18 protein-coding genes and 1 pseudogene are annotated in these 21,475 nt (G+C 68.2%); 6 read left to right on the forward strand and 13 right to left on the reverse strand.

All coding sequences use genetic code 11. The annotated features are described in order from the left end of the window. Positions 1–10: 10 nt before the first annotated feature. Positions 11–2,497, reverse strand: coding sequence for a phenylalanine--tRNA ligase subunit beta (gene pheT / locus G6N59_RS04855; RefSeq protein WP_138231048.1), 2,487 nt, complete (start codon positions 2,495–2,497; stop codon positions 11–13). Next, positions 2,497–3,564 (reverse strand): phenylalanine--tRNA ligase subunit alpha, encoded by a 1,068-nt coding sequence (gene pheS, locus G6N59_RS04860; RefSeq protein ID WP_138231049.1) that lies wholly within the window; start codon positions 3,562–3,564, stop codon positions 2,497–2,499. The genes pheT and pheS overlap by 1 nt, the downstream gene beginning before the upstream one ends. 49 nt (positions 3,565–3,613) lie before the next feature. Here pheS and G6N59_RS31800 point away from each other — a divergent pair, with 49 nt between their 5' ends. After that, the gene (locus G6N59_RS31800; protein ID WP_407665919.1) at positions 3,614–3,748 is read left to right on the forward strand and encodes a hypothetical protein; all 135 of its coding nucleotides are present in this window, start codon (positions 3,614–3,616) and stop codon (positions 3,746–3,748) included. Next, positions 3,731–5,194 (forward strand): annotated as a pseudogene (locus tag G6N59_RS04865) (FMN-binding glutamate synthase family protein); the annotation flags it as partial. The gene G6N59_RS31800 and the pseudogene G6N59_RS04865, both read left to right, overlap by 18 nt. Here the strand turns inward: G6N59_RS04865 and G6N59_RS04870 are convergent. Both G6N59_RS04870 and G6N59_RS04875 read right to left on the reverse strand, forming a co-directional pair. Then, positions 5,134–5,922, reverse strand: coding sequence for a rhomboid-like protein (locus G6N59_RS04870; RefSeq protein ID WP_179970274.1), 789 nt, complete (start codon positions 5,920–5,922; stop codon positions 5,134–5,136). The pseudogene G6N59_RS04865 and the gene G6N59_RS04870 overlap by 61 nt on opposite strands. A 10-nt stretch (positions 5,923–5,932) precedes the next feature. Then, positions 5,933–6,835, reverse strand: coding sequence for an adenylate/guanylate cyclase domain-containing protein (locus G6N59_RS04875; RefSeq protein WP_138231051.1), 903 nt, complete (start codon positions 6,833–6,835; stop codon positions 5,933–5,935). 237 nt (positions 6,836–7,072) lie between these two features. Here G6N59_RS04875 and G6N59_RS04880 point away from each other — a divergent pair, with 237 nt between their 5' ends. Both G6N59_RS04880 and G6N59_RS04885 read left to right on the forward strand, forming a co-directional pair. Next, positions 7,073–8,110, forward strand: coding sequence for an oxygenase MpaB family protein (locus G6N59_RS04880; protein ID WP_138231052.1), 1,038 nt, complete (start codon positions 7,073–7,075; stop codon positions 8,108–8,110). Between the two features lie 4 nt (positions 8,111–8,114). After that, positions 8,115–9,365, forward strand: coding sequence for an acyl-CoA dehydrogenase family protein (locus G6N59_RS04885; RefSeq protein WP_138231053.1), 1,251 nt, complete (start codon positions 8,115–8,117; stop codon positions 9,363–9,365). Position 9,366: 1 nt separating this feature from the next. On the opposite strand, the gene G6N59_RS04890 is transcribed toward G6N59_RS04885, so the two are convergent. From G6N59_RS04890 to infC, 4 genes are all read right to left on the reverse strand, one after another. Next, complete coding sequence (locus G6N59_RS04890; protein ID WP_138231071.1) at positions 9,367–10,137, reverse strand: TrmH family RNA methyltransferase; 771 nt, start codon at positions 10,135–10,137, stop codon at positions 9,367–9,369. Continuing rightward, entirely contained in the window at positions 10,134–10,523 is a 390-nt protein-coding gene (gene rplT / locus G6N59_RS04895; protein WP_029121325.1) for a 50S ribosomal protein L20, read from the reverse strand. The genes G6N59_RS04890 and rplT overlap by 4 nt, the downstream gene beginning before the upstream one ends. Positions 10,524–10,561: 38 nt before the next feature. Further along, a complete protein-coding gene (gene rpmI / locus G6N59_RS04900) occupies positions 10,562–10,756 on the reverse strand; it encodes a 50S ribosomal protein L35 (protein ID WP_020103309.1) in 195 nt (64 codons plus the stop codon). 70 nt (positions 10,757–10,826) lie between these two features. After that, positions 10,827–11,459, reverse strand: coding sequence for a translation initiation factor IF-3 (gene infC, locus G6N59_RS04905; RefSeq protein WP_138231054.1), 633 nt, complete (start codon positions 11,457–11,459; stop codon positions 10,827–10,829). A gap of 230 nt (positions 11,460–11,689) precedes the next feature. On the opposite strand from infC, the gene G6N59_RS04910 reads away from it, so the two are divergent. Together G6N59_RS04910 and lysX are read left to right on the forward strand one after the other, a co-directional pair. Then, positions 11,690–12,073: a DUF1844 domain-containing protein gene (locus G6N59_RS04910; protein ID WP_138231055.1), complete on the forward strand. Its 384-nt coding sequence runs from the start codon at positions 11,690–11,692 to the stop codon at positions 12,071–12,073. Between the two features lie 50 nt (positions 12,074–12,123). Next, entirely contained in the window at positions 12,124–15,456 is a 3,333-nt protein-coding gene (lysX, locus tag G6N59_RS04915; RefSeq protein WP_163910982.1) for a bifunctional lysylphosphatidylglycerol synthetase/lysine--tRNA ligase LysX, read from the forward strand. Positions 15,457–15,553: 97 nt separating this feature from the next. Here lysX and G6N59_RS04920 read toward each other — a convergent pair whose 3' ends face one another. The 5 genes from G6N59_RS04920 to G6N59_RS04940 form a co-directional block, all read right to left on the reverse strand. Beyond that, positions 15,554–16,621, reverse strand: a complete 1,068-nt coding sequence (locus G6N59_RS04920; RefSeq protein ID WP_138231056.1) for a hypothetical protein — start codon at positions 16,619–16,621, stop codon at positions 15,554–15,556. Beyond that, on the reverse strand, positions 16,618–17,910 hold the full coding sequence (locus tag G6N59_RS04925) for a hypothetical protein (protein WP_407665817.1): 1,293 nt from the start codon (positions 17,908–17,910) through the stop codon (positions 16,618–16,620). Before G6N59_RS04925 ends, G6N59_RS04920 begins: the two co-directional genes overlap by 4 nt. Positions 17,911–17,939: 29 nt before the next feature. Further along, entirely contained in the window at positions 17,940–19,130 is a 1,191-nt protein-coding gene (locus tag G6N59_RS04930) for a CHAT domain-containing protein (protein ID WP_138231058.1), read from the reverse strand. Next, positions 19,121–20,845 carry a hypothetical protein gene (locus G6N59_RS04935; protein ID WP_138231059.1) on the reverse strand — a complete coding sequence of 575 codons (1,725 nt, stop codon included), beginning with the start codon at positions 20,843–20,845 and terminating at the stop codon, positions 19,121–19,123. Before G6N59_RS04935 ends, G6N59_RS04930 begins: the two co-directional genes overlap by 10 nt. Positions 20,846–20,941: 96 nt before the next feature. Continuing rightward, positions 20,942–21,427, reverse strand: a complete 486-nt coding sequence (locus G6N59_RS04940; protein WP_138231060.1) for a lipoprotein LpqH — start codon at positions 21,425–21,427, stop codon at positions 20,942–20,944. Between the last annotated feature and the right edge of the window lie 48 nt (positions 21,428–21,475).

Genomic DNA, 21,475 nt, shown 5'->3' on the forward strand with positions numbered 1-21,475 from the left:
TGCAAACCAATTAGCGACGCTGTTCGGCACCCAGCCGCTCGATGGCCAGGGCCACCGCCGCGTCGCGGGAAGCACTGGCCTCGTCCTCGGTCAGCGTGCGGTCGGGCGCCCGGAACCGCAGGGCCAGGGTCAGCGACTTGCGGCTCTCCCCGATCTGCGGGCCGGTGTAGACGTCGAACAACCGCGCGTCCTCGAGGAGCTCCCCGGCGCCCTCGCGCACGACGTCGACCACGGCCTGGGCCGCCACCTCGTCGACGACGATCAGGCTGACGTCCTGGAACACCGCCGGGTACGGCGACACCGACGGCACGATGGCGCGTTCGATGACCGGGATGGCGTCCAGGTTCAACTCGACGGCGCAGGTGCCATTCGGCAGACCCATGCGCTCGATGACGGCCGGATGCAGTTGGCCGGCGTGGCCGACCACGGTGTCGCCCACCAGCACCTCGGCACAGCGTCCCGGGTGCCACGGCAGTTCCTGCGCGGCGCGCAGCGTCACCTCGACACCGCAGGCCCGGGCGATGATCCGCACGGTCTCCAAAGCGTCGGCGGCCTCGACCGCCCGGCCCGGACCCCATGGGCCGGGCAGCTCGCGCAGGCCGGTGAGCACCGCGGCGACATGCAGCGGCTGATACGGCAGGGCCTGGTTGATCTCGGCCAGCTCTGCCTCGGTCGGACGACGATCCACCGGGATCGGTGCCACGGCCTTGGTGTTCGGCGTCGCTTGCACGACCTGCTCGATACCGAAGAGCGCGACGTCGGCCGCGCCGCGAGACACGTTGCGTACCAATGCTTCCAGCAGGCCCGGCAGCAGCGTGGTGGCCAGCGCGGGCCGGTCGGCCTCGAGCGGGTTGAGCACCGAGATGGTGGCACGCCGCGGGTCGTCGGCCGGCAGGTCCCAGGCGTCCAGCACACCGGCAGGCAGGAACGGCGTCGGCAGCACCTCGACGAAACCACCCAGCGCCAACGACTTTCCGATGGCACGACGACGCTGCTGCGTCGCCGTCAGACCGCGGCCGGCGGGCGCCTGCGGCAGCACCGACGGAATGGCATCGAGCCCCTCGAGGCGCAGCACTTCCTCGACCAGGTCGGCGGGCTGTTTCATATCGGGCCGCCAGCTCGGCGGAACGACGGTAGCCGCGTCCCCGGACACCGTGACGCTCGCGCCGATCTGCATGAGGCGACGGGCCGTGGTGCCGTCCGGGTAGCTGACCCCGGCAATCCGGTCGGGCAGGTCGACGGCGATGGTCACCGGCGGCTGCGACCAATCTTGTGCAGCATCGGCGTCACGCCAGTCCGTCAACGTGGGTTCGACTGCACCACCGGCGATTTCCGCCAGCAGCGCGGCACAGCGGTCCAATGCGGCGCGGGAGATCGCCGGATCGACGCTGCGCTCGTAGCGGCGGCTGGCCTCGCTGACCAGGTGCAGGCGACGCTGGGTGCGCGACACCGCGGCCGGATCCCAGACCGCCGCTTCCAGCAGCACGTCGGTCGTGGTGTCGCGGACCTCGGTGGTGCCGGCGCCCATCACCCCGCCGATGGCGGCGGTGGCCACGTCGTCGACGATCAGCACGTCGCCCGGATCCAGTTTGCGCTCAACGTCATCGAGGGTGACGACCGTCTCCCCCGGCTTCGCGAAGCGCACGTCGAAGCCGCCGGTGATCAGCTTGCGATCGTGGGCGTGCATCGGGTGCCCGAGTTCGAGCATCACGTAGTTGGTGACGTCGACGGCCGGCGAGATGGCCCTGATGCCCGATAGCAACAGCCGGCGCTGCAGCCACCATGGCGATACCGCGGTCGGGTCGATACCGACGACCGGACGCAGCCCGAAACGCTGCACGCCGGTGCCGGGCTGGACCGTCAGCGGCCACGCCTCGCCTTCGGCGGGCAGCGCCGGCACATCAGCAGGGTCGACGAAATCCAGGTCGAAGGCGCACGCAATTTCGCGAGCCATGCCGCGGATCGACAGGCAGTAGCCGCGATCCGGGGTGATGGCGAGGTCGAACACCACGTCGTCCAGACCGAGCACCTCGGCGCCCGAGGCACCCGGCTCCGCGGTACCCGGCGGCAGCACGATGATGCCGGAATGGTCTGAGCCGAAGTTCAATTCGGCTGCCGAGCAGATCATGCCGTCGGACACCCGGCCGTAGGTCTTGCGGGTGGCGATCTTGAACTCACCGGGCAGCACGGTGCCGGGCAGGGCCGCGACGACCAGATCACCGACCGCGAAGTTGCGTGCGCCGCAGACGATGTCGCGCGGTTCGGCTTCACCCACGTCGACCTTGCAGGCCCGGATGGGCTTCTTGAACTCGGTCAGTTCCTCGATCTCGACGACGCGGCCGACCGTCAGCGGGCCGGTGACCGGCCCGGCGGCGATGACGTCCTCGACCTCGTGGCCGATCCGGATGAAGGCCGCTTCCAGGTCTTCCGGCGACACGTCCCAACCGGGCGCTCCGGCCTGGACGGCTTCCCGCAGCCAGCTATAGGGAATACGCATCAGACACCCACCCCGAACGGCAGGGAGAAGCGCACGTCGCCCTCCACCATGTCGCGCATGTCGGGAATTCCGTTGCGGAACTGCAGGGTTCGCTCCAATCCCATGCCGAAGGCAAATCCGGAGTATTCGTCGGGGTCAATGCCGCAGGCCCGCAACACATTCGGGTTGACCATGCCGCAGCCGCCCCATTCCACCCAACCGGGGCCGCCCTTCTTGTCCGGGAACCAGACGTCGACCTCGGCCGACGGCTCGGTGAACGGGAAGAAGTGCGGACGGAACCGCGTGCGCCCCTCGGGGCCGAACTGGGCACGCGCCAGCGCATCCAGGGTGCCGCGCAGGTTGGCCATGGTCAGGCCCTTGTCGACGGCCAGACCCTCCACCTGGTGGAACACCGGGGTGTGGGTGGCGTCGAGTTCGTCGGTCCGGAAGGTGCGGCCGATCGACACGATGTAGACGGGCAGTTCGCGATCGAGCAGGGCGCGGATCTGCACCGGGGACGTATGCGTGCGTAGCACCTGCCGCGAACCTTCGGGCGCGACGTGGAACGTGTCCTGCTCGCTGCGGGCCGGATGGTCGGGCGGGAAGTTCAGCGCGTCGAAGTTGAACTGTTCGGTCTCGACCTCGGGACCCTCGGCCAGCTCCCAGCCCATCGCCACGAACGTGTCGGCGACATGCTCGGCGAGGATCGTGATCGGGTGACGGGCACCGATGGGCTGCCGGGTGGTCGGCAACGTGACGTCGATGCGCTCGGCCACCAGCGCAGCCGCATCACGCTCGGCGCGCAGCACCACGATGCGGTCGTCATACGCCTGCTGCGCGGCGCTGCGGGCGATGTTGACGCGCTTGCCCGCGTCGGCCCGATCTGCCTTTGCCAGCGTGCCCAGTGCCTGCCGGGCCAGTGCGATGGGTGCTTTGTCACCGAGGTGCTCGGTCTTGGCGCGGGCCAGCGCGTCGAGGTCAGCGGCCTGGTCGAAGGCGAGCCGGGCGGCATCGACCGCCGCAGTCAGTGCTTCTTCTGATAGACCCGCGGAAGGCCCGTCACTGCGTTCTTCACCCTGCTCAGCCACCCCGAGATCATAGCGACGCACACCCGGCCGACCGAGATACCCTCACTCAGTGCTCTTGCGACCGGTACTCATCGCGGGTCTGTGGTTGTGCGCGGCGCTCGCCGCCGTCGCGGCAGTGCTCGTCGATCTGCGATGGGCGGTGCCTGCGGCGCTGATCGTGGCCCCGGCAGTTATCGGCACCTGAGATCTGATGCAGAAGCGGCATTCGATCCTGCGGGCGTACCCGGTGCTGGGCCACATCCGGTTTCTGATGGAACTCGTCCGCCCAGAGGTGCGGCAGTACTTCATCGAGTCCGACACCGACGCCACACCCTTTGACCGTGAGACGCGCGATCTGGTCTACGAGCGGGCCAAAGGCACCAAGGGCAACGAGCCGTTCGGCACTCCCCGTGATGTCAACGCGGTCGGATACGAGTTTCTCCGGCATTCGCTGCGCGCCCGTGCCGCCGACGAACTCACCCCGCGGGTGCGGCTCGGCGGGCCAGACTGTTCCCAGCCGTACGACATCGCCCTACTGAACGTGTCAGCAATGAGTTTCGGTGCGTTGTCGGCGAATGCCATCGAGGCACTCAACCGTGGCGCGGCACTCGGCGGATTCGCCCACGACACCGGCGAAGGCGGCATCAGCCCCTACCACCTGCATGGCGGCGACCTGATCTGGGAAATCGGCTCAGGGTATTTCGGCTGTCGGGACGCCGAAGGTCGTTTCGATGCAGAGGCGTTCGCCGAGAAGTCCGCGCTGCCGACGGTCAAGGCCATTTCGGTCAAGCTGTCGCAGGGCGCCAAGCCCGGCCTGGGCGGCGTACTGCCCGGCGCGAAAGTCAGCCCGGAGATCGCGGCCAGCCGTGGAGTCCCGGCGGGACGCACCGTGGTGTCTCCGCCGTCGCACAGCGCGTTTCACACGCCGACCGAGTTGATGGAGTTCATCGCCGAGCTGCGCCGGCTGTCCGGCGGCAAGCCGGTCGGATTCAAACTGTGCGTGGGCGCCAGAACCGAGTTCTTGTCCATCTGCAAGGCGATGCTGGCGACCGGCATCACACCCGATTTCATCATCGTGGACGGCTCCGAAGGCGGTACTGGCGCGGCGCCACAGGAGTTCGAGGACCACGTCGGCATGCCACTCACCGAAGGCCTGATGCTGGTGCACAACGCGCTGGTCGGAACCGGGCTGCGCGAACGGATCCGCGTGGGCGCCTCGGGCAAGGTCGCCAGCGGCGTGGACATCGTCAGCCGGATCTGCCAGGGCGCCGATTTCACTTTGGCGGCCCGGGCGATGATGTTCGCCGTCGGCTGCATCCAGGCCCGCGCGTGCCACACCAACCGCTGCCCGACGGGAGTGGCCACCCAAGATCCCGGACGGGCCCACGCGCTCGACGTTCCGGACAAGGCCGACCGGACCTACAACTTCCAGCGCGCAACGGTGGCCAGCGCGGCACAGATCGTCGCGTCGATGGGATTGGACGGCTTTCATCAGCTGGCACCGACGATGCTGAACCGGCGTGTGGACGGTCAGCACACCTACAGCTACGCCGAGATCTACCGCTGGCTCGCACCGGGTGAACTGCTGACTCATCCACCCGAATCCTGGCGCGCCGACTGGGCCGTGTCCCGACCCGACGATTTCGTCTGAACACGTCGGGACACCACGGCGGTGACGGTGGCACACAGCGAACTTGCCGGTAGTCCGATCAGCGCCAGCTCCGGCGTGTGGACCAACACGGCGTAACCGAAGCACACGCCCACGCCGAACACGACGGCTTCGCCACGCGTCCAGTGCGCTGGTGGTTCCAGCCGGGTCGACATCAACAAACCGACTGCGAACGCGATCGCGTGACCAGCCTCGGTGAAGTCGCTGCTGACCACCAGTACCGCGACGGCGCCGGCCAGCCACCAGCCGAGCCACACCGGCTTCAGTCGCGCGGGCACCACTGCGGTCAGCGCTCCGACCACCGTCAACACCCCATAGCTGACCCCGACATCGGCCACTCGGCTGATGGACCGCGGCAACCATCCGAGCTCGACCGCGACCACCAACCCCGCGGCGACGACGAGCGTGGTGACGACATGGCCGACGAAGAACATCACCACCAGCCGGCGGCTTCGCCAGCGCAGTTCAACTGCCGCGAGCAGGCAGATCAGGCCGGGCAGCCAGAAGTAGAACAAGTCGTCATCGGCGATGAATGCACTGCTGAGCAAGGTGCCGAAGCGGCCGTGGGCCAGGTTGTGCAGATTGGTACTGGCGTACTCGATCACCCGGTCATGGACGCCAGGCCCCAGCGCCGCCATGACGGCCGTGACGGCGACCAGCAAGACGGCGTAGGCGACGGTGACCGGGACGCGGTGCAGGTGGCGCCACACCGTGCCGACCCTAGGCCTCAGCGAGCTCCCCGTCATCGGGCTCGGTGCCCGCGTCCTTGCGCGGCCTGATCCAGTACATGGCCAAATCCTCGGGCACGCCCGACGCCTTCGCGGCGAACAGTTGCTTGCGCACCTTCTTGGGCGTGACGCCGAGGGCGTCGAGGTACTGCTGGTCGATCCGGTCGAGCGTGGCCTGCGAAATGATCAGCCCGCCCTTGGTGGCCCGCTCCATGACGCGGGCCGCGATGTTGACGTCGACGCCGAGCAGGTCCGACCCGATGCGCTGCGGGTGCCCGGTGTGAATGCCGGCCCGCATCTTTGGGTGATATCCGTCGATCTCGACGTCTTTGAGCGCATCGAGTGCGCGGATGACCGACCGCAGCGCGGTGACCGGGTTGCTGAACACGGCCATGCACCCGTCGCCCATGCGTTTCACGATGTGGCCACCGGACTCCAGCAGCGGCGGCTCGAAGACCTGGGCCACACGACGAAGCAGCCGCAGCGTGGTCTCGTCACCGACACTCAGCGACCATTTCGAGAAGCCCACCAGATCGGTGAACACGACGGTCACTTCGGGGTTTGCCGGCCGCCCCGAGACCCTTTCGGTGAGCGCCTGCCACACCTGCAGCCCCGCCAGGCTGACCTCGTGCGACGCGCCGCCGCGAGGCAGCAGCCGATCTGCGGCACGCGCCGCCGCGCTGGGCCCGCCCACCCCGGCCACCGACAGCGGGTCACCGAATTCGGGGTCCCCCGGTAGCGCACGGCGAGCCCGTCGGATGAATCCGACGACAGCCGGACTGTGATTGGTGTTCTGCAACCACCCCAACGGTCCACTTGATCCTGGCGCAGCGTGCGACGCTGGGCCGATCTCTCCGACACCGTCGGATCGTTCTTCGAACGATTCGACTTCCACGACGCCACCCTAGGTGGCGGTCCGCGGCACCGGCAACGATCGCGACCGGAGCGTCGGCGTTGACGCACCTCATGCCTAGAGCGCTTTCGGAAAAGCGGCTGGTCACCGAGTTGTGGCGGGCCGATAGCCGCTCCGTAACGGTCCCGGCGACACCCGCCGCAAATCGTGGACAACACACGTTGTCACGATTATCGTGACGACACAGAACCCTCGGTATCAACGCTGAGCGAGGACACGATGACCTCACGAACGACACCCGCTGCCAAGCCGGCCGAGCCACTGGGCCCGGATTCCCTGACCTGGAAGTACTTCGGTGACTTGCGCACCGGCATCCTCGGCGTATGGATCGGCGCGATCCAGAACATGTACCCGGAGCTGGGCGCCGGCGTGGAGGACCACTCGATCCTGTTGCGCGAACCGTTGCAACGGGTGGCGCGCTCGGTATACCCGATCATGGGCGTGGTCTACGACGGCGACCGAGCCGCCGATACCGGGGCGCAGATTCGGGGCTACCACGAGACCATCAAGGGCGTCGATCACGACGGTCGCAGGTACCACGCGCTGAATCCCGAAACGTTCTACTGGGCACATGCGACGTTCTTCATGCTGATCCTCAAGACCGCCGAATACTTCTGCGGCGGGCTGACCGAAGCCGAGAAGCGTCAGCTGTTCGACGAGCACGTGCAGTGGTACCGGATGTACGGCATGAGCATGCGTCCGGTCCCGGAGACCTGGGAAGATTTCCAAACCTATTGGGAGCAAAAGTGTTCCGAAGAACTGGAGATCAACCGGGCGACGCTCGACATCTTCACCATCAGAATTCCCAAGCCGTGGTTCGTGCTGATGCCAACCCCGGTGTGGGATCAGATGTTCAAACCGCTGGTGGCCGGGCAGCGCTGGGTCGCGGCCGGCGTCTTCGACCCCGCGGTCCGGGAGCGCGCCGGCATGCGCTGGACACCCGGAGACGAGGTCGTGCTGCGGCTACTGGGCAAGGCCGTCGAACTCGCCTTCCTCGCCGTGCCAGATGAAATCCGTTTGCACCCAAGGGCTTTGGCCGCCTATCGCCGCGCCGCCGGGCAGCTGCCGCCCGACTCCCCACTCGTCGAGGCGCCCGGATTCATGGCCCCGCCCAAAGACCGCTGGGGCCTGCCGATGCATTATGTGCCACGTCACAAATCGTTGATGGAGCGTGCTGGGTCACTGGTACACACCACGTTCTCGTTGGCCGGTCTGCGTCCCGCGCGCAACCGTTCTGTCCCCGGAAAGGCTGCCTGAATACATGCTTGATTGGTCCGACGTCGATATCGCCGTGCGCGACGCCGTTCGCGAGTTCGTGGACAAGGAAATCCGGCCGCACCTCGATGAGCTCGAGGGCGGCGACATGGAACCGTATCCAATCATCCGAAAGCTGTTCGCCACCTTCGGAATCGACGTGATAGCTCGGGAGTCGCTGGAGCGGCGGCTGTCCCGCCTGCGCTCCGGTGAAGCGTCGGACGGCAAGCAGCGCGCGTCGGGCGGGATGTTCGGTGGCGGGCCCGACCAGGCCGGCATGGGCATGGTGCTGATCAGCGAATTATGCCGCGTCAGTTCGGGTCTCGTCACCGGCGTGGGCGTCAGCCTGGGCCTGACGGTGCCGACCATCCAGAGCCGCGGCACCCTGGCCCAGCAGGAGCGTTGGCTGCCCGGCCTGGTCACCTACGAGAAGGTCGGCGCCTGGGCCATCACCGAACCCGACTCCGGCTCGGACGCCTTCGGCGGCATGAAGTCCTACGTGGTGCGCGATGGCTCAGGAAACGGGGACTACATCCTCAACGGCCAGAAGACGTTCATCACCAACGGACCCGACGCCGACGTCGTCGTCGTCTACGCCAAGCTGGACGAGGGCGACGGGGCCGACAAGCGCGACCGCAAGGTGCTGACCTTCGTACTGGACCGCGGTATGGAGGGCTTCGTCCAGTCGAAGCCGTTCCGCAAGATGGGAATTCACTCGTCGCGCACCGGCGAGCTGTTCTTCAACAACGTCCGGCTGGGCCGCGACCGGCTGCTCGGCGAGACCGAGGACAATAAGGCCGGCGACGGCCGGGACAGCGCCCGCTCGAGCTTCTCGGCCGAGCGCATCGGCGTGGTGTCGATGTCGCTGGGCATCATCGAGGAATGCCTTCGGCTGTCCGTCGACTATGCCAAGACCCGGACGCTGTGGGGCAAGGAGATCGGGCAGTTCCAGCTGATCCAACTCAAGCTGGCCAGCATGGAGGTCGCGCGAATGAACGTGCGCAACATGTTGTTCCGCGTGATCGAGTCCGGCCAAGCCGGCCGCCAGATTCCGCTCGCCGAGGCCTCGGCGATGAAGTGGTACTGCTCGCAGGCCGCCACCGACGTCGCAATGGACGCCATCCAGTTGTTCGGCGGCAACGGCTACATGACCGAGTACCGGGTCGAGCAGTTGGCGCGTGACGCCAAGTCGCTGATGATCTACGCCGGTAGCAACGAAGTGCAGATCACCCACGTCGCCAAGGGGCTGTTGGCGTAGGTCAGGACTGGGCGCGGGAGCTTTCGTACAGGCAGATCGACGCTGCGGCAGCCACATTGAGGCTCTCGGCACTCCCCCGCATCGGAATGCGGACGCGGCGGGTCGCGACGGCAGCAACCTCGGGGGGCAGGCCGTGCGCTTCGGGGCCGAACAGCCATGCGGTGGGCGCCGTCAGATCGGCGGAGCGGATGTCCACGGATGCATCGAGTGCGGTGGCCAGCACTTCGATGCCGCTGTCGCGCATGGCCGAAACCACCGCGGCCGCATCCGGATCCACCACGACCGGCAGGGAGAAGATGCTGCCCGCCGAGGAGCGCAGGCACTTGCCGTTGTAGGGGTCCACGCTGTGGCCGGCGAAGACGACGGCGTCGGCGCCCATGGCGTCGGCGATGCGGATCAGAGTGCCGGCGTTGCCCGGTTCGGACATGCCGACCGCCACTGCCACCAACCGCGGCTGCGAAGCCAGCACGGACTCCAGGGTCGCCGCGGGCAGCGTGCACACCGCAACGAGCCCCACCGGAGTGACGGTCTCCGACAACGCCTTTGCGGCCTTCTCGGTGACCACCGAAACCGGGGCACCGTCCAGCAGCGCGCCGAACCGGTCCAGCGCGGCTTCGGTCGCAAAGACCTCAGAAACGACACCACGCCGCAGCGCTGCCTCGACGAGGTTGGGACCTTCGGCGAGGAAGCGTGCGGCGTGACGACGCCCCGCGGGGCGCTGCAGCTTCAGCGCCGCAGCTACCCGGTTGGAGCGTTCAGTGAGGGGTGTCAGGCGGCTTCGCCGGACGGAGCGTTGACATCGGCGGGCAGAGCGGCCTTGGCCACCTCGACCAGCGCGGTGAACGCGGCGGGATCGCTGATCGCGATCTCCGACAGGTTCTTGCGGTCGACCTCGACGCCGGCCAGCTTCAGACCCTGGATCAGGCGGTTGTAGGTGACGCCGTTCTCGCGGGCCGCAGCGTTGATACGCGTGATCCACAGCTTGCGGAAGTCACCCTTGCGGGCGCGACGGTCGCGGTAGGCGTAGGTCAACGAATGGAGCTGCTGCTCCTTGGCCTTGCGGTAAAGCCGCGAGCGCTGGCCGCGGTAACCCTTCGAGGCCTTCAGTACTGTGCGCCGCTTCTTCTGAGCGTTCAGTGCGCGCTTCACGCGTGCCATGAGATGTTCCTATCGTTCGTTCGGGTAGCGGGGCTGTACTAGCCGGCCAGCATCTTGGCGACACGCGCGGTGTCGTTGGCAGCAACCACGGCGCGACCGTCGAGACGACGGGTGCGCTTGGTGGCCTTGTGCTCCATCAAGTGGCGACGGTTGGCCTTCTGGCGCACGATCTTGCCGGTTCCGGTCTTACGGAACCGCTTCGATGCGCCACTGTGGGTCTTGGCCTTGGGCATGTGTCCTCAGTTTCTTTCCAAGCGGTCACCCGCGGCGGCTGCAGGCCGCTGCGGGTGATCGCGACTGCTGTTACGCGGTTGCGTCAGATTCAGGTGCCTCGGGCGCCGGCCGTCCGGCCGGCGTGTCGGCATCGTGCGCCGCCTTGGCGCGAGTCTTCGCGCCGCGGTGCGGAGCCAGCACCATCGTCATGTTGCGGCCGTCCTGCTTGGCGGACGTCTCGATGAAGCCGAATTCGGCGACGTCGGCGCCCAGCCGCTGCAGGAGTCGGTAGCCCAGTTCGGGCCGCGACTGCTCACGTCCACGGAACATGATGGTCACCTTGACCTTCGACCCGGCCTCCAGGAAGCGGACCACATGGCCCTTCTTCGTCTGGTAGTCGTGATCGTCGATCTTGGGTCGCAGCTTCTGTTCCTTGACGACGGTCTGCTGCTGGTTCTTGCGAGACTCGCGCTCCTTGAGAGCCGTCTCGTACTTGAACTTGCCGTAGTCCATGATCTTGCAAACCGGCGGCTTGGCGCCTGGCGCAACTTCGACAAGGTCGAGATCGGCGTCTGCGGCGACGCGGAGGGCATCTTCGATGCGCACGATGCCTACCTGTTCACCGTTCGGTCCGATCAACCGAACTTCAGGTACTCGAATGCGCTCGTTGACGCGTGTCTCAGTGCTGATGGGGCCTCCCGGGTTGTTCCAGTACTTGTTCAGTAGAGGTCACACCCGGCCCGGCCATCCGTTCGCATGAACAGAAAAGCCCTGCATATAGCAGGGCCCAAAGCCGACCGATCACGGCTGACGCCGCCTGCGCACAGCGCAGATCAGGCACGATCAAGTGCCTGTGACCGGACCGCCAAGCCGCGAAGCCGACGGTGGGAGGTGGGACTCCACTTGCTGTCCTGACGTAAGCCAGGACGGTCGCGCATGACACTCTAGCAGTCATGACCGACCCGAACCTAACCAGTGACGCCACCACCAACTCAGTGACTGCAGCTGATGAAGCCCAGGTACGGGAGCTGGCCGAGATCCCCGCGGTCGAGGTGATCACCCGCGCCGCCGTCATGCTGATGAGCGCCGCCGCCGAGAAGCTCGGGCTGGCCGACGCAGATCCCGACGAGAGCCCACACCGCGACCTCGACGAGGCCCGTCGCCTCATCACCGCGCTGGCCGGTCTGGTTCAGGCCTCGGCCGAGTATCTGGGACTGCACGCCGGCCCGGTCCGGGACGCGCTCAAGAGCCTGCAGCTGGCCTTCCGAGAGGCGAGCGTCGCGCCGGACGAGCCCGGCCAGGGTCCGGGCGAGAAGTACACCGGCCCGGTCTGGTAGCCCGGGGTCCTGCAGACACTTTCAGGTTTCACCGCATATTGTCCGAACTTATGACGTTGACGCCGAGCAGACCGCAGCAGCGCCCGACGACATTGGGGTGGGTTCCGGCCGCGGCCGGCTGGACCGTGGGTGTCGTCGCGACGCTGTCGCTGTTCGCCAGCCTGTCGCCGCTGATCCGGTGGATCATCCGCATCCCGCGCGAGTTCGTCAACGACTACCTGTTCAACTTTCCGGACACCAGCTTCGCGTGGTCGTTCGTGCTGGTCCTGCTGGCCGCGGCGCTGGCCGCGCGCAAGCGGATCGCCTGGTGGATCCTGCTGGTCTACATGGTCGGTGCCATCGGCTGGAATGTCTACGGACTGCTGTCCGGCAACCGCCCGGTCGTCGACCTGACCGTGATGGAGGACCTCGGCGAGGCGCTGGGTCTGGTGTTCCACATCGGCGTCATCGTGGTGCTGCTGCTGTCGCGGAAGCAGTTCTGGGCCAAGGTCCGGCGCGGGGCGCTGCTCAAAGCTGCCCTGACCCTGGTCGCCGGCATGGCCGTCGGCATCCTGGCGGCTTGGGGCCTGCTGGAGATGTTCCCGGGGCGGCCCCCGCTGGACCCGGACTACCGGCTGGCCTACGCAGTGAACCGGGTCAGCGGTTTCGCCGCGGTCGGCAAAGAAGCGTTCGAGGGCGGCCATCCGCACGCGTTCCTCAACGCGCTGTTCGGTCTGTTCGGAGCGGTGGCGCTGATCGTGGCGGCAATCGTGCTGTTCCAGTCCCAGCGCGCCGAGAACGCCCTCACCGGTGAGGACGAGTCCGCCATCCGCGGGCTGCTGGAGCTGTGGGGCAAGAACGACTCGCTGGGCTACTTCGCCACCCGCCGCGACAAGGCGGTGGTGTTCGCGCCCAACGGCCGCGCGGCCATCACCTACCGGGTCGAGGTCGGCGTCTGCCTGGCCAGCGGCGATCCTGTCGGCGACCCACGGGCCTGGTCCGCAGCCGTCGACGCCTGGCTGGCCCTGTGCCAGACCTACGGGTGGGCACCGGGAGTCATGGGCGCCAGTTCGGCCGGCGCCGAGGCCTATCGGCAAGGCGGCCTGAACGCGTTGCAACTGGGTGACGAGGCCATCCTGTATCCCGACCAGTTCAAGCTGTCCGGGCCCGAGATGCGCGCCGTGCGGCAGGCCGTCACCCGCGCGCGCCGGGCCGGATTGACGGTGCGGATGCGCCGGCACCGCGACATCACGGCCGCCGAGATGGCCCAGGTGATCACGAACGCCGACGCATGGCGCGACACGGAGACCGAACGCGGCTTCTCGATGGCGCTGGGACGACTCGGGGACGCCGCCGACGGGGACTGCCTGCTGGTGGAAGCCGTGCAGGGTGGCGGGCAGGTGGTGGCCATGCTGTCACTGGTGCCGTGGGGCACCAACGGGGTGTCGCTGGACCTGATGCGCCGCTCCCCCGCCTCGCCCAACGGCACCATCGAACTGATGGTCAGCGAGCTGTGCCAGCGCTCGGAAGAGATTGGCGTCACCCGGATTTCGCTGAACTTCGCGATGTTCCGGTCGGCATTCGAACAGGGGTCGCAGCTCGGTGCGGGCCCGGTGCTGCGGCTGTGGCGCGCACTGCTGATCTTCTTCTCGCGCTGGTGGCAGCTGGAGACGCTGTACCGCTCAAACATGAAGTACCTGCCCGAATGGGTGCCGCGCTATGCCTGCTACGAGGATGCGCGCCTGATCCCGCGCGTCGGCGTCGCGTCGGTGATCGCGGAGGGCTTCCTGGTGTTGCCCTTCTCCCGGCGCGACGAACAACCCCATACCGGCCACTACACCGCGGCCCCCAAGAATCTGATCGAGTCGGGCCGGTTGCATGCCGACGGCAGCGCTCCCGATATGGCCGATCTGGCGGCGGGGGTGTCCGAAACCACCGAGGCGCGCCGCCTGCCCGATCAGGTGCGGGTCCGGATGGCCAAGCTACAGGCGTTGCAGGACAACGGCATTGACGCCTACCCGGTCGGTCAGGCACCCAGCCACACGATCGCCGAAGCGTTGGAGTCCGGCGCGGACACCGCGGTCTGCGTCGCCGGACGGGTGTTGCGGCTGCGTGACTATGGCGGCGTGCTGTTCGCCCAACTGCGCGACTGGTCCGGCGAAGTACAACTGCTGCTGGACAATTCGCTGCTCACCGAGGGCACCGTCACCGATTTCACGGCGGCGATCGACCTGGGTGATCTGATCGAGGTTTCCGGCGTCATGGGCACCAGCCGCAACGGCACGGTGTCGGTGTTGACCCACAACTGGCGCTTGATCGGCAAGTGCCTGCGCCCGCTGCCCGACAAGTGGAAGGGTCTGACCGACCCCGAGGCCCGGGTCCGCACGCGCTACCTGGACCTGGCGATCAACACCGAGTCGCGGGAGTTGATCACCGCGCGCAGCCGGGTGCTGCACGCCATCCGGGAAACGTTGGTGGGCAAGGGCTTCCTGGAGGTCGAGACCCCGATCCTGCAGCAGATCCACGGCGGCGCCAACGCTCGGCCGTTCGAGACCCACATCAACGCCTATGACCTCGACCTGTACCTGCGCATCGCGCCCGAGCTGTACCTCAAGCGGCTCTGCGTGGGCGGCGTCGAGCGCGTCTTCGAGTTGGGCCGCGCCTTCCGCAACGAGGGTGTGGACTTCAGCCACAACCCCGAATTCACCCTGCTGGAGGCGTACCAGGCACACGCCGACTACAACGTCTGGATCGACGGCTGCCGCGAGATCATCCAGAACGCCGCGGCGGCGGCCAACGGCGCCCAGGTCGTCATGCGGCCGGGTCCGAACGGAACCCTCACGCCTATTGACATCTCGGGGGTCTGGCCCGTCAAGACGGTGCACGACGCGGTCTCCGAGGCGCTGGGCGAGCACGTCACCCCAGAGACCGACGTGGCGACGCTGCGCAAGCTGTGCGACGCCGCGACGATCCCGTACCGGACCCATTGGGACGCCGGCGCCATCGTGCTGGAGCTGTACGAGCACCTGGTCGAAGACCGCACCGAGGCGCCGACGTTCTACAAGGACTTCCCCACTTCGGTGTCGCCGCTGACCCGGCCGCACCGCAGCATCCCGGGCGTTGCCGAACGGTGGGACCTGGTGGCCTGGGGCGTCGAGCTCGGCACCGCCTACAGCGAGCTGACCGATCCGGTGGAACAGCGCCGGCGGCTCGAGGAACAGTCTCTGCTGGCCTCCGGCGGCGATCACGAGGCCATGGAGCTCGACGAGGACTTCCTGCAGGCCATGGAGTACGCCATGCCGCCGACGGGTGGACTGGGTATGGGCGTCGACCGCGTGGTCATGATGATCACCGGTCGCAGCATCCGCGAGACACTCCCGTTCCCCCTCGCGAAGCCCAGGTAGCACACAGACACCTCCCAGCTTTCCGCGTCACCCTGGCACGGTGACGATCGGGGCAGCGTCGTCGCGGTCCCTGTTGACGCCGCACGCCGGTGACGCTCTAGTAGTCGGCTTCAGCGGCCAGAATCTCGGCAAGGAAGGCATCGGGGCCGGGCGCCGTGAGCCGGGCACGGACATAGCGCCGGACCCGGTCCCGAACGGCTTCCGTCTCGCCGGTCTGCGCACCGACGGTCACCGTGGTATCGGTCCAATCATGGCCCCACGCTTGGGTTTCGGTGGCCGGCAACGGCAAAGTGGCATTGCCGTCGACGTCGAGCGTGCCGCCACCGGTGATGGGCCCCGAGTCCAGGCGTACCGGTATCCCGTCTGCAGGGCCGATTGTGGCGACGCGGATATCGGCGACGACGGCACCGTCACGCGCGTGCACGGACCAGTCGATGGTGTGCTCGGCGGCGTCGAATATCCGCGGTGGCACCGCGGTCCACGAGACCGATGCGACGCCGCCCGCGATGGCGCCGGTGTCGCCGCCACCGGGTTGCCCGGCGGCGAGCGCATAGTCGTCCCGCCTCGACTGTGCCCGCGCCCCAAGGACTTCCGACCAGTCCCCCAGGCCGGCGTCGTCGGCGAGGCCGATGCAGCGCCCGACCAGATCGAGCACCCGCGGATCACCGGAGGCCGCGAGGCGCGCCAACGCCTCACGGTGCGGGGTCAGTAGTCCGGCGATATCCGAATCCAGAGTGTCCTGGCTGAAGTAGTCCTCCGACACCGCCGTCGACAGCGCGACCTCGGCGTCGAGCACCGCGGCGTCGAGCGGGGCGATGCCGTCACGCGCACTGGCGGGCCACCATCGCCGCAGCCAGTGCCCGACGGCCAGACGTCGAAGTGCGGCAAGGGGTTCGGGTAGCGGCAGCACGTCGGCAAGGTCGACGCTGCCGGCTTCCGTGGCTGTTTCAGCGGCGGCGACCACCGCCACGTGCCCGGCCTCCCCGACCAGCCGCCACAACCAGTCGGCCGCAGGCAGATCCGTGAACGTGATCCGGACCACCTGCGCTGCGTCGTGGATCGTCCACGCCAGGACCGCGCCGCTGACTTCGAGCACCGCAACCTCGGGTGGTGCCTCGACCTCGGACCCCAAGGCCCACAACCCGGAATCGACAGTCAGTTTCATCCTGTCGCCTCCAATTCCAGCATCGCCTTGATGCGCTGGCGGTGATCGAGGCTGACCGATCTGGCGACCCCGTCCAAGAGGCCACGCACCTCGCCGGCATCACCGCAGGATTCCTGCCAGACGTCACGTCCGTGCAGTCGTGCCCACAGCCGGGAGACGTAGGGACGGACGAACGCCGCGAGGTCGTCCACGACGTGCTGCTGTCGTGGGTGGACCGGGCCGCCGTCGGTCAGGTACCGGCGGGCGTGCAGCACATACGCTTCCTTGCGGAGCCGGGCCTGGATCTGGCCTGCCAGGTGGTAGCGCGACCGGTGGTGCACCTCCAGAGGTGCCAGGTCCATCCCGATCTCGATGCCGGCGACCAGCGTGGCCTGATTGTCCTCGGCCAGCAGGCCCCACGGTGAAGCCGCGCGGTCCGCCTCTTCGGCGCACAGGGTCGGCAGGTCGGGCAGCTCGTCGCGGTCGAGAGCTCGGCGCAGTGTCGCCCGGACGCGGTCGACGACGCTGCGATCGAGCGGACGTTCGGCAGCGCGGGAGCCGACGACCGCCGGCTTCGATTGCGGTGCCGCCGCGGACAATCCGATCTGGTCGACCGACCACGGCGCGGCAGCCGAGGCGTCACGCATCCGGGCACCGAAGTTGTACGGGGTGGCATCGCTGATCAATGCGGTCCAGACGCGCTGCCGTGCGGCGTCGGCGTTGTGTCCGCCCGACGGACCGAGCACCGTCGTCAACCCGGCGAAAAAAGGCGCGGAGGGCTCGCCTCCAGCCCGGACGTCACGCCAGCAGGCGTCGAGTTGGCGCGACAACGTCTCCAGCACTGCCGGATCGGCGAGATACTCGTGCAGCCGCTCCACCGCGGTGCGGTCCCGGTCGCCGTGCACGTCGCGCAGCGCTTCTGCGACAACGTGTGAATCATCCTGTCCCGGTTCGCCTCTGGTGGCAGCCAGTTCGAAACACACCGGGAAATAGAGCTCTTGGGCGTTACCGGTGGTGATGCGGTCGCGGCGGCGCTGCGCCTTGAGCAGCGCGAACCACATTGCCGCAGCGCGCAGCTGAGCCGCGTGATCGATGATCACCCGGCGCATCTCGTCGGCGATATCGACGGCGACCACGGGTGCCGAATATTCGGGGTGCACCCGGAGCCGGAGCACCAACGGATCGATGATCCGCTTCACCGCGCGGCTCAGCGGACCGCCGTCGGGACTGCTCAGCAGTTCGAGCCCGGGCCCGATCGCACGCCACGCGGCGTCGATGACGGCGCGACGTGGCTGCGGCCCGCTGGTCATCGGCTCAGGATAGGCGGTCGGCGGCATGGTCAGCGCGCGCCGTCGACGGTGAAGGTCATCAGGGCCGCCCAGTAGACGGGGCTGAGCGCGGCGTCACCGGTTCGCCAGCGGCGCAGGCAGTCTCGCTGCCAGCGGTTGACGGCACGGGCCGGCGTCGCCGCCTCGTGTGCCGTGTCGACGGCGATGATCACCTCGGACATCGGATCAGAGTCCCCAGAGGTGGCAGTCCGGTATCCGGCCGTCGTCGGCAGTGACCACAGGGTCGCGGTAACCACCTGTGCGCCACCCAGAATCATCGCCGCCACCAGTCCGGTGGCTTCGTCGAACCGGTAGTCGGCGCCCGATGCGCATGCCAACAACGCGACCCGGGGCGGGACTGCCCATCCCTTCACCATGATGTCGGCGGCGGTCAGCGGCTCGGGCTCGGCGAGATGCAGCGCGGCCTGGTCGGCCGAGCCATCGCGGTCAGGGGCCGCGCTGGCGTGGCCGACATACACCAGCCGTGCCGGCTGCTGCGCCAACTGATCCGCCAGCCAGTGCCGGTCGGCGTCAGCGCGGCGGAAGAGCTGCCCGGGTTCGGTGACCGCCGGCAGCGCGGGGCGCCCGGCGAAGTGCCGGGCCAGCACGGTATCCGACGAAGGTCGCCCCAGCACCGAGCCGAGTGCCGAATCCGGCCGTTGGCCCGGTACCTTCGGGTCCAGCAGCAGAAGTGGTGGCCCGGCCGGATTCGCTTGGCGACGGGGCGCATTCGCGATGTTCGGCGGTACCGCGAGCAGGAGGTCGGTGAGTTCGATCAGGCGCCGGTCGTCGTTGCCCGTGGGCTGGGCGAGCAGGCCCCACGGCACGCGGCTCAGGCGGGCGCTCGGTGACACGAACAGCACCGGCGGCTCCGGCTCGCCCGTGTACTGCCGCACCAGATCCCACGCCTCATCGGGTAGCAGTGCACCCAGCAACCGGGCGAGTTCGCGCTCCCGTGCGACGGTCGAGAACGGGCCGGCGGCGAGAGACCGGATCAGTGCATCGGAAATGTGTTCGTCGGCAAGCGGATCCGGCAACGCCTCGGCCAGCGCCGAGGTTACCGCGAGGAGAATATCCTCGGCCACCGTCCAGGTGACCAGCCGCTCGGGCGAGCCGACCACCCGCAGGCTGACATACGTCGCGATCCCGACATCGGCGAAGCGCAGCACCAACGTCATTGTGGTGGTGTCGGTTACGGGCATGTCGACCACGCGTCCTGATCCGCGGTGACGGCGCGGCCATACCGGGCCGCGGCCAGCTCACGGTAACGCGCCAGCACCGGCTCACCGTCCGGTTCCATCCGCAGCGGCGGCAGCGGCCCGAGGCGGATCAGGCCGGCAGCGCCGACAGCGACCGGCCCGGAGGCGACCGCGGCCAGCTGCTCGACATCGATGACCGGCGCCGCCGTCGTGGTGGCCCGGGCCCACTCCCTCGTCGCGTCCTTCGCAGCGCCGACGCTGAACGCACCTCGGGCGCTGTGATATTCGATCAGTTCGCCGACCAGGACCGGATCCTGCGATTCCCACGCCACCGCGAACGCTCCGGCAAGCAGCGGTGCGGCGACCCCGGTGGCCCAGCGTGCGCGGGCGTCGGCATCGGTGATCGAATACCGCACCGAATCGACGGCCAGGGCGGCCGGCACCTTCAGGTCGGCCGCGGTGGCCAATTTGGCCATACCGGCCCGGTATTGGTCGGTGCCCGGTTCGGCGGACCAGGCCCCGACGGCATTGCGATAGCGCGCTTCGGCCTGCGCCCACGTATCGGTCGGATTCCCCGCAGCGTCAAAGCCCAGGTCCGCGAGTCCCTCGGCGCGCCAGACCGTACCGAGCTGGTCGTCCAACCGGGCGTACTGCAGCCAACTGCTGCGCGGCGAGGAATCCAGGCAGTCGCGGGCCTGACCGACGAGCGCCCGCGCTTCGTCATAGTGGCCACGGAAAATGGCGATCCAGCTGCGCTGCAACAGGATGCGGTGCACGTGCAGCGGCTTGCCGAGTTCTCGCCAGTGCCGCTCGGCATGGCCCCAGCATTCGTCGGCGGCCTGCAGCGCACCGACCGCCAGCCGGGTCAGCCCGAAGTACAGCCAGCAGCGGGATACCTCGTGGGCCCGCGCCTGCCGCGCGATCTCGGGATACGCAGCGGTGACGAGTGCCTCGGTGGACTGTTGGTCACCGGCCAGCCAGCTCACCGCCGCTCGCTCCAATTGTGCTCTGGCCGTGGCCAATTCCCAACCGCGGGCCTGTGCCCGGGCCTCGGCGCGACGCAGCCACGGCAGGGCCTCGTCGACCCTGCCGGTTTCAATGCAGAACCGCGCGTAGCCGAGTGCCCCGGTCAGCCAGAGATATTCACGCTCCGGGCCGTCCGCCGGCGTGGCGACCGTCGCCAGCACCCGTTCCCACAACGGCACCGAGCGAACGTGCAGGTCGTCGTCGCAGAGCGCCAGCGCACACAGAATGCGGGCGTGGGTGAGGAGGTACGCGTGTTCGTCCTCCAGATCGGAGTACGGCGACCGGTTGTCCAGCGCGGTCAGGGACTGCGCCGCGCCCTCGTGGTCGCCGATGGCGGCGGCCAGGCCAGTCCGCAGGAACGTGGCCCGACGGCGGTAGCGGCTGAGCATGTGATCCGCGTCCTCGGGGGTGATGGTCATCTGCGCGACGATCTCGGCCGGCGCGCGGCCGGCCAGGATCGACGCGTAGATGTCGAGGCAGTCGTCGATCCGCCGGATGCATTCGCGCACGCCGTCCAGCGCGCTGCGGATCAGATAGATCTCGCCGAGCTGGGCGAAGACCTCGAGCATCTGGTCGTCGCGGTCGGCCGCTTCGATGGCGGGCATCAGCGACAGCAGGAGTTCTTTGGCTGTCGGCTCGTCGGCGGCGAACATCAGCGCGCGGGCGCGGGAGAGTTCGCCGGTGATCGACACGGCCGCATCATAAGGCTGGCGAGCGCAGCGACGGGAAGACCAGGAGCGGGTGCATCCGACTTCATGGATGCACCCGCCCGGGCAGCCCTGGGCATGTCAGCCGCAGGTCACCTTGATCTCGAAGTTTTTCGAGATCATCCCGGCCATCGGGTTCTTCATGTCAGCACCCGCGGCCTGACCGGTGATGGTGTACGTGCTGCCGTCGACCTTGACGTCGGCCGACCCGGTCTTCATGCCGCCCATCTCGGACACCGCGAGTGCGTTGCCGTCGACCACCAGGCCCAGGGACTGCACCTTCGGCGGTGCCGCGTCGGTCATCACGACGCCGAGGCCCTGCGCGCCGCCGCCGATGGGAGCACTGGCGATATTGATGGTGCCGGCCTGCTTCACGCAGGTCACCGACTTCAGGTCCAGGCCGGCCAGGTCCTGGCCCTCGACCTTCACCACAGTGTTGCCGCCATTGCTCACCGAACCCGGGCCGGACGCCTTCGGACCGTCCCCCTTGTCGGTGGAGCAGCCGATCAGGGTGGCGCCCACGGCCAGCATGCCAATACCAGCGGCCAGAGTGCGATTGATGTTCATGTCAGAGGGTTTCCCTTCCTTGTACGCCGCCCCGGTGGCGTCGTCGTG

It is taken from the genome of Mycolicibacterium aubagnense, from assembly GCF_010730955.1.
GTDB lineage: Bacteria > Actinomycetota > Actinomycetes > Mycobacteriales > Mycobacteriaceae > Mycobacterium > Mycobacterium aubagnense.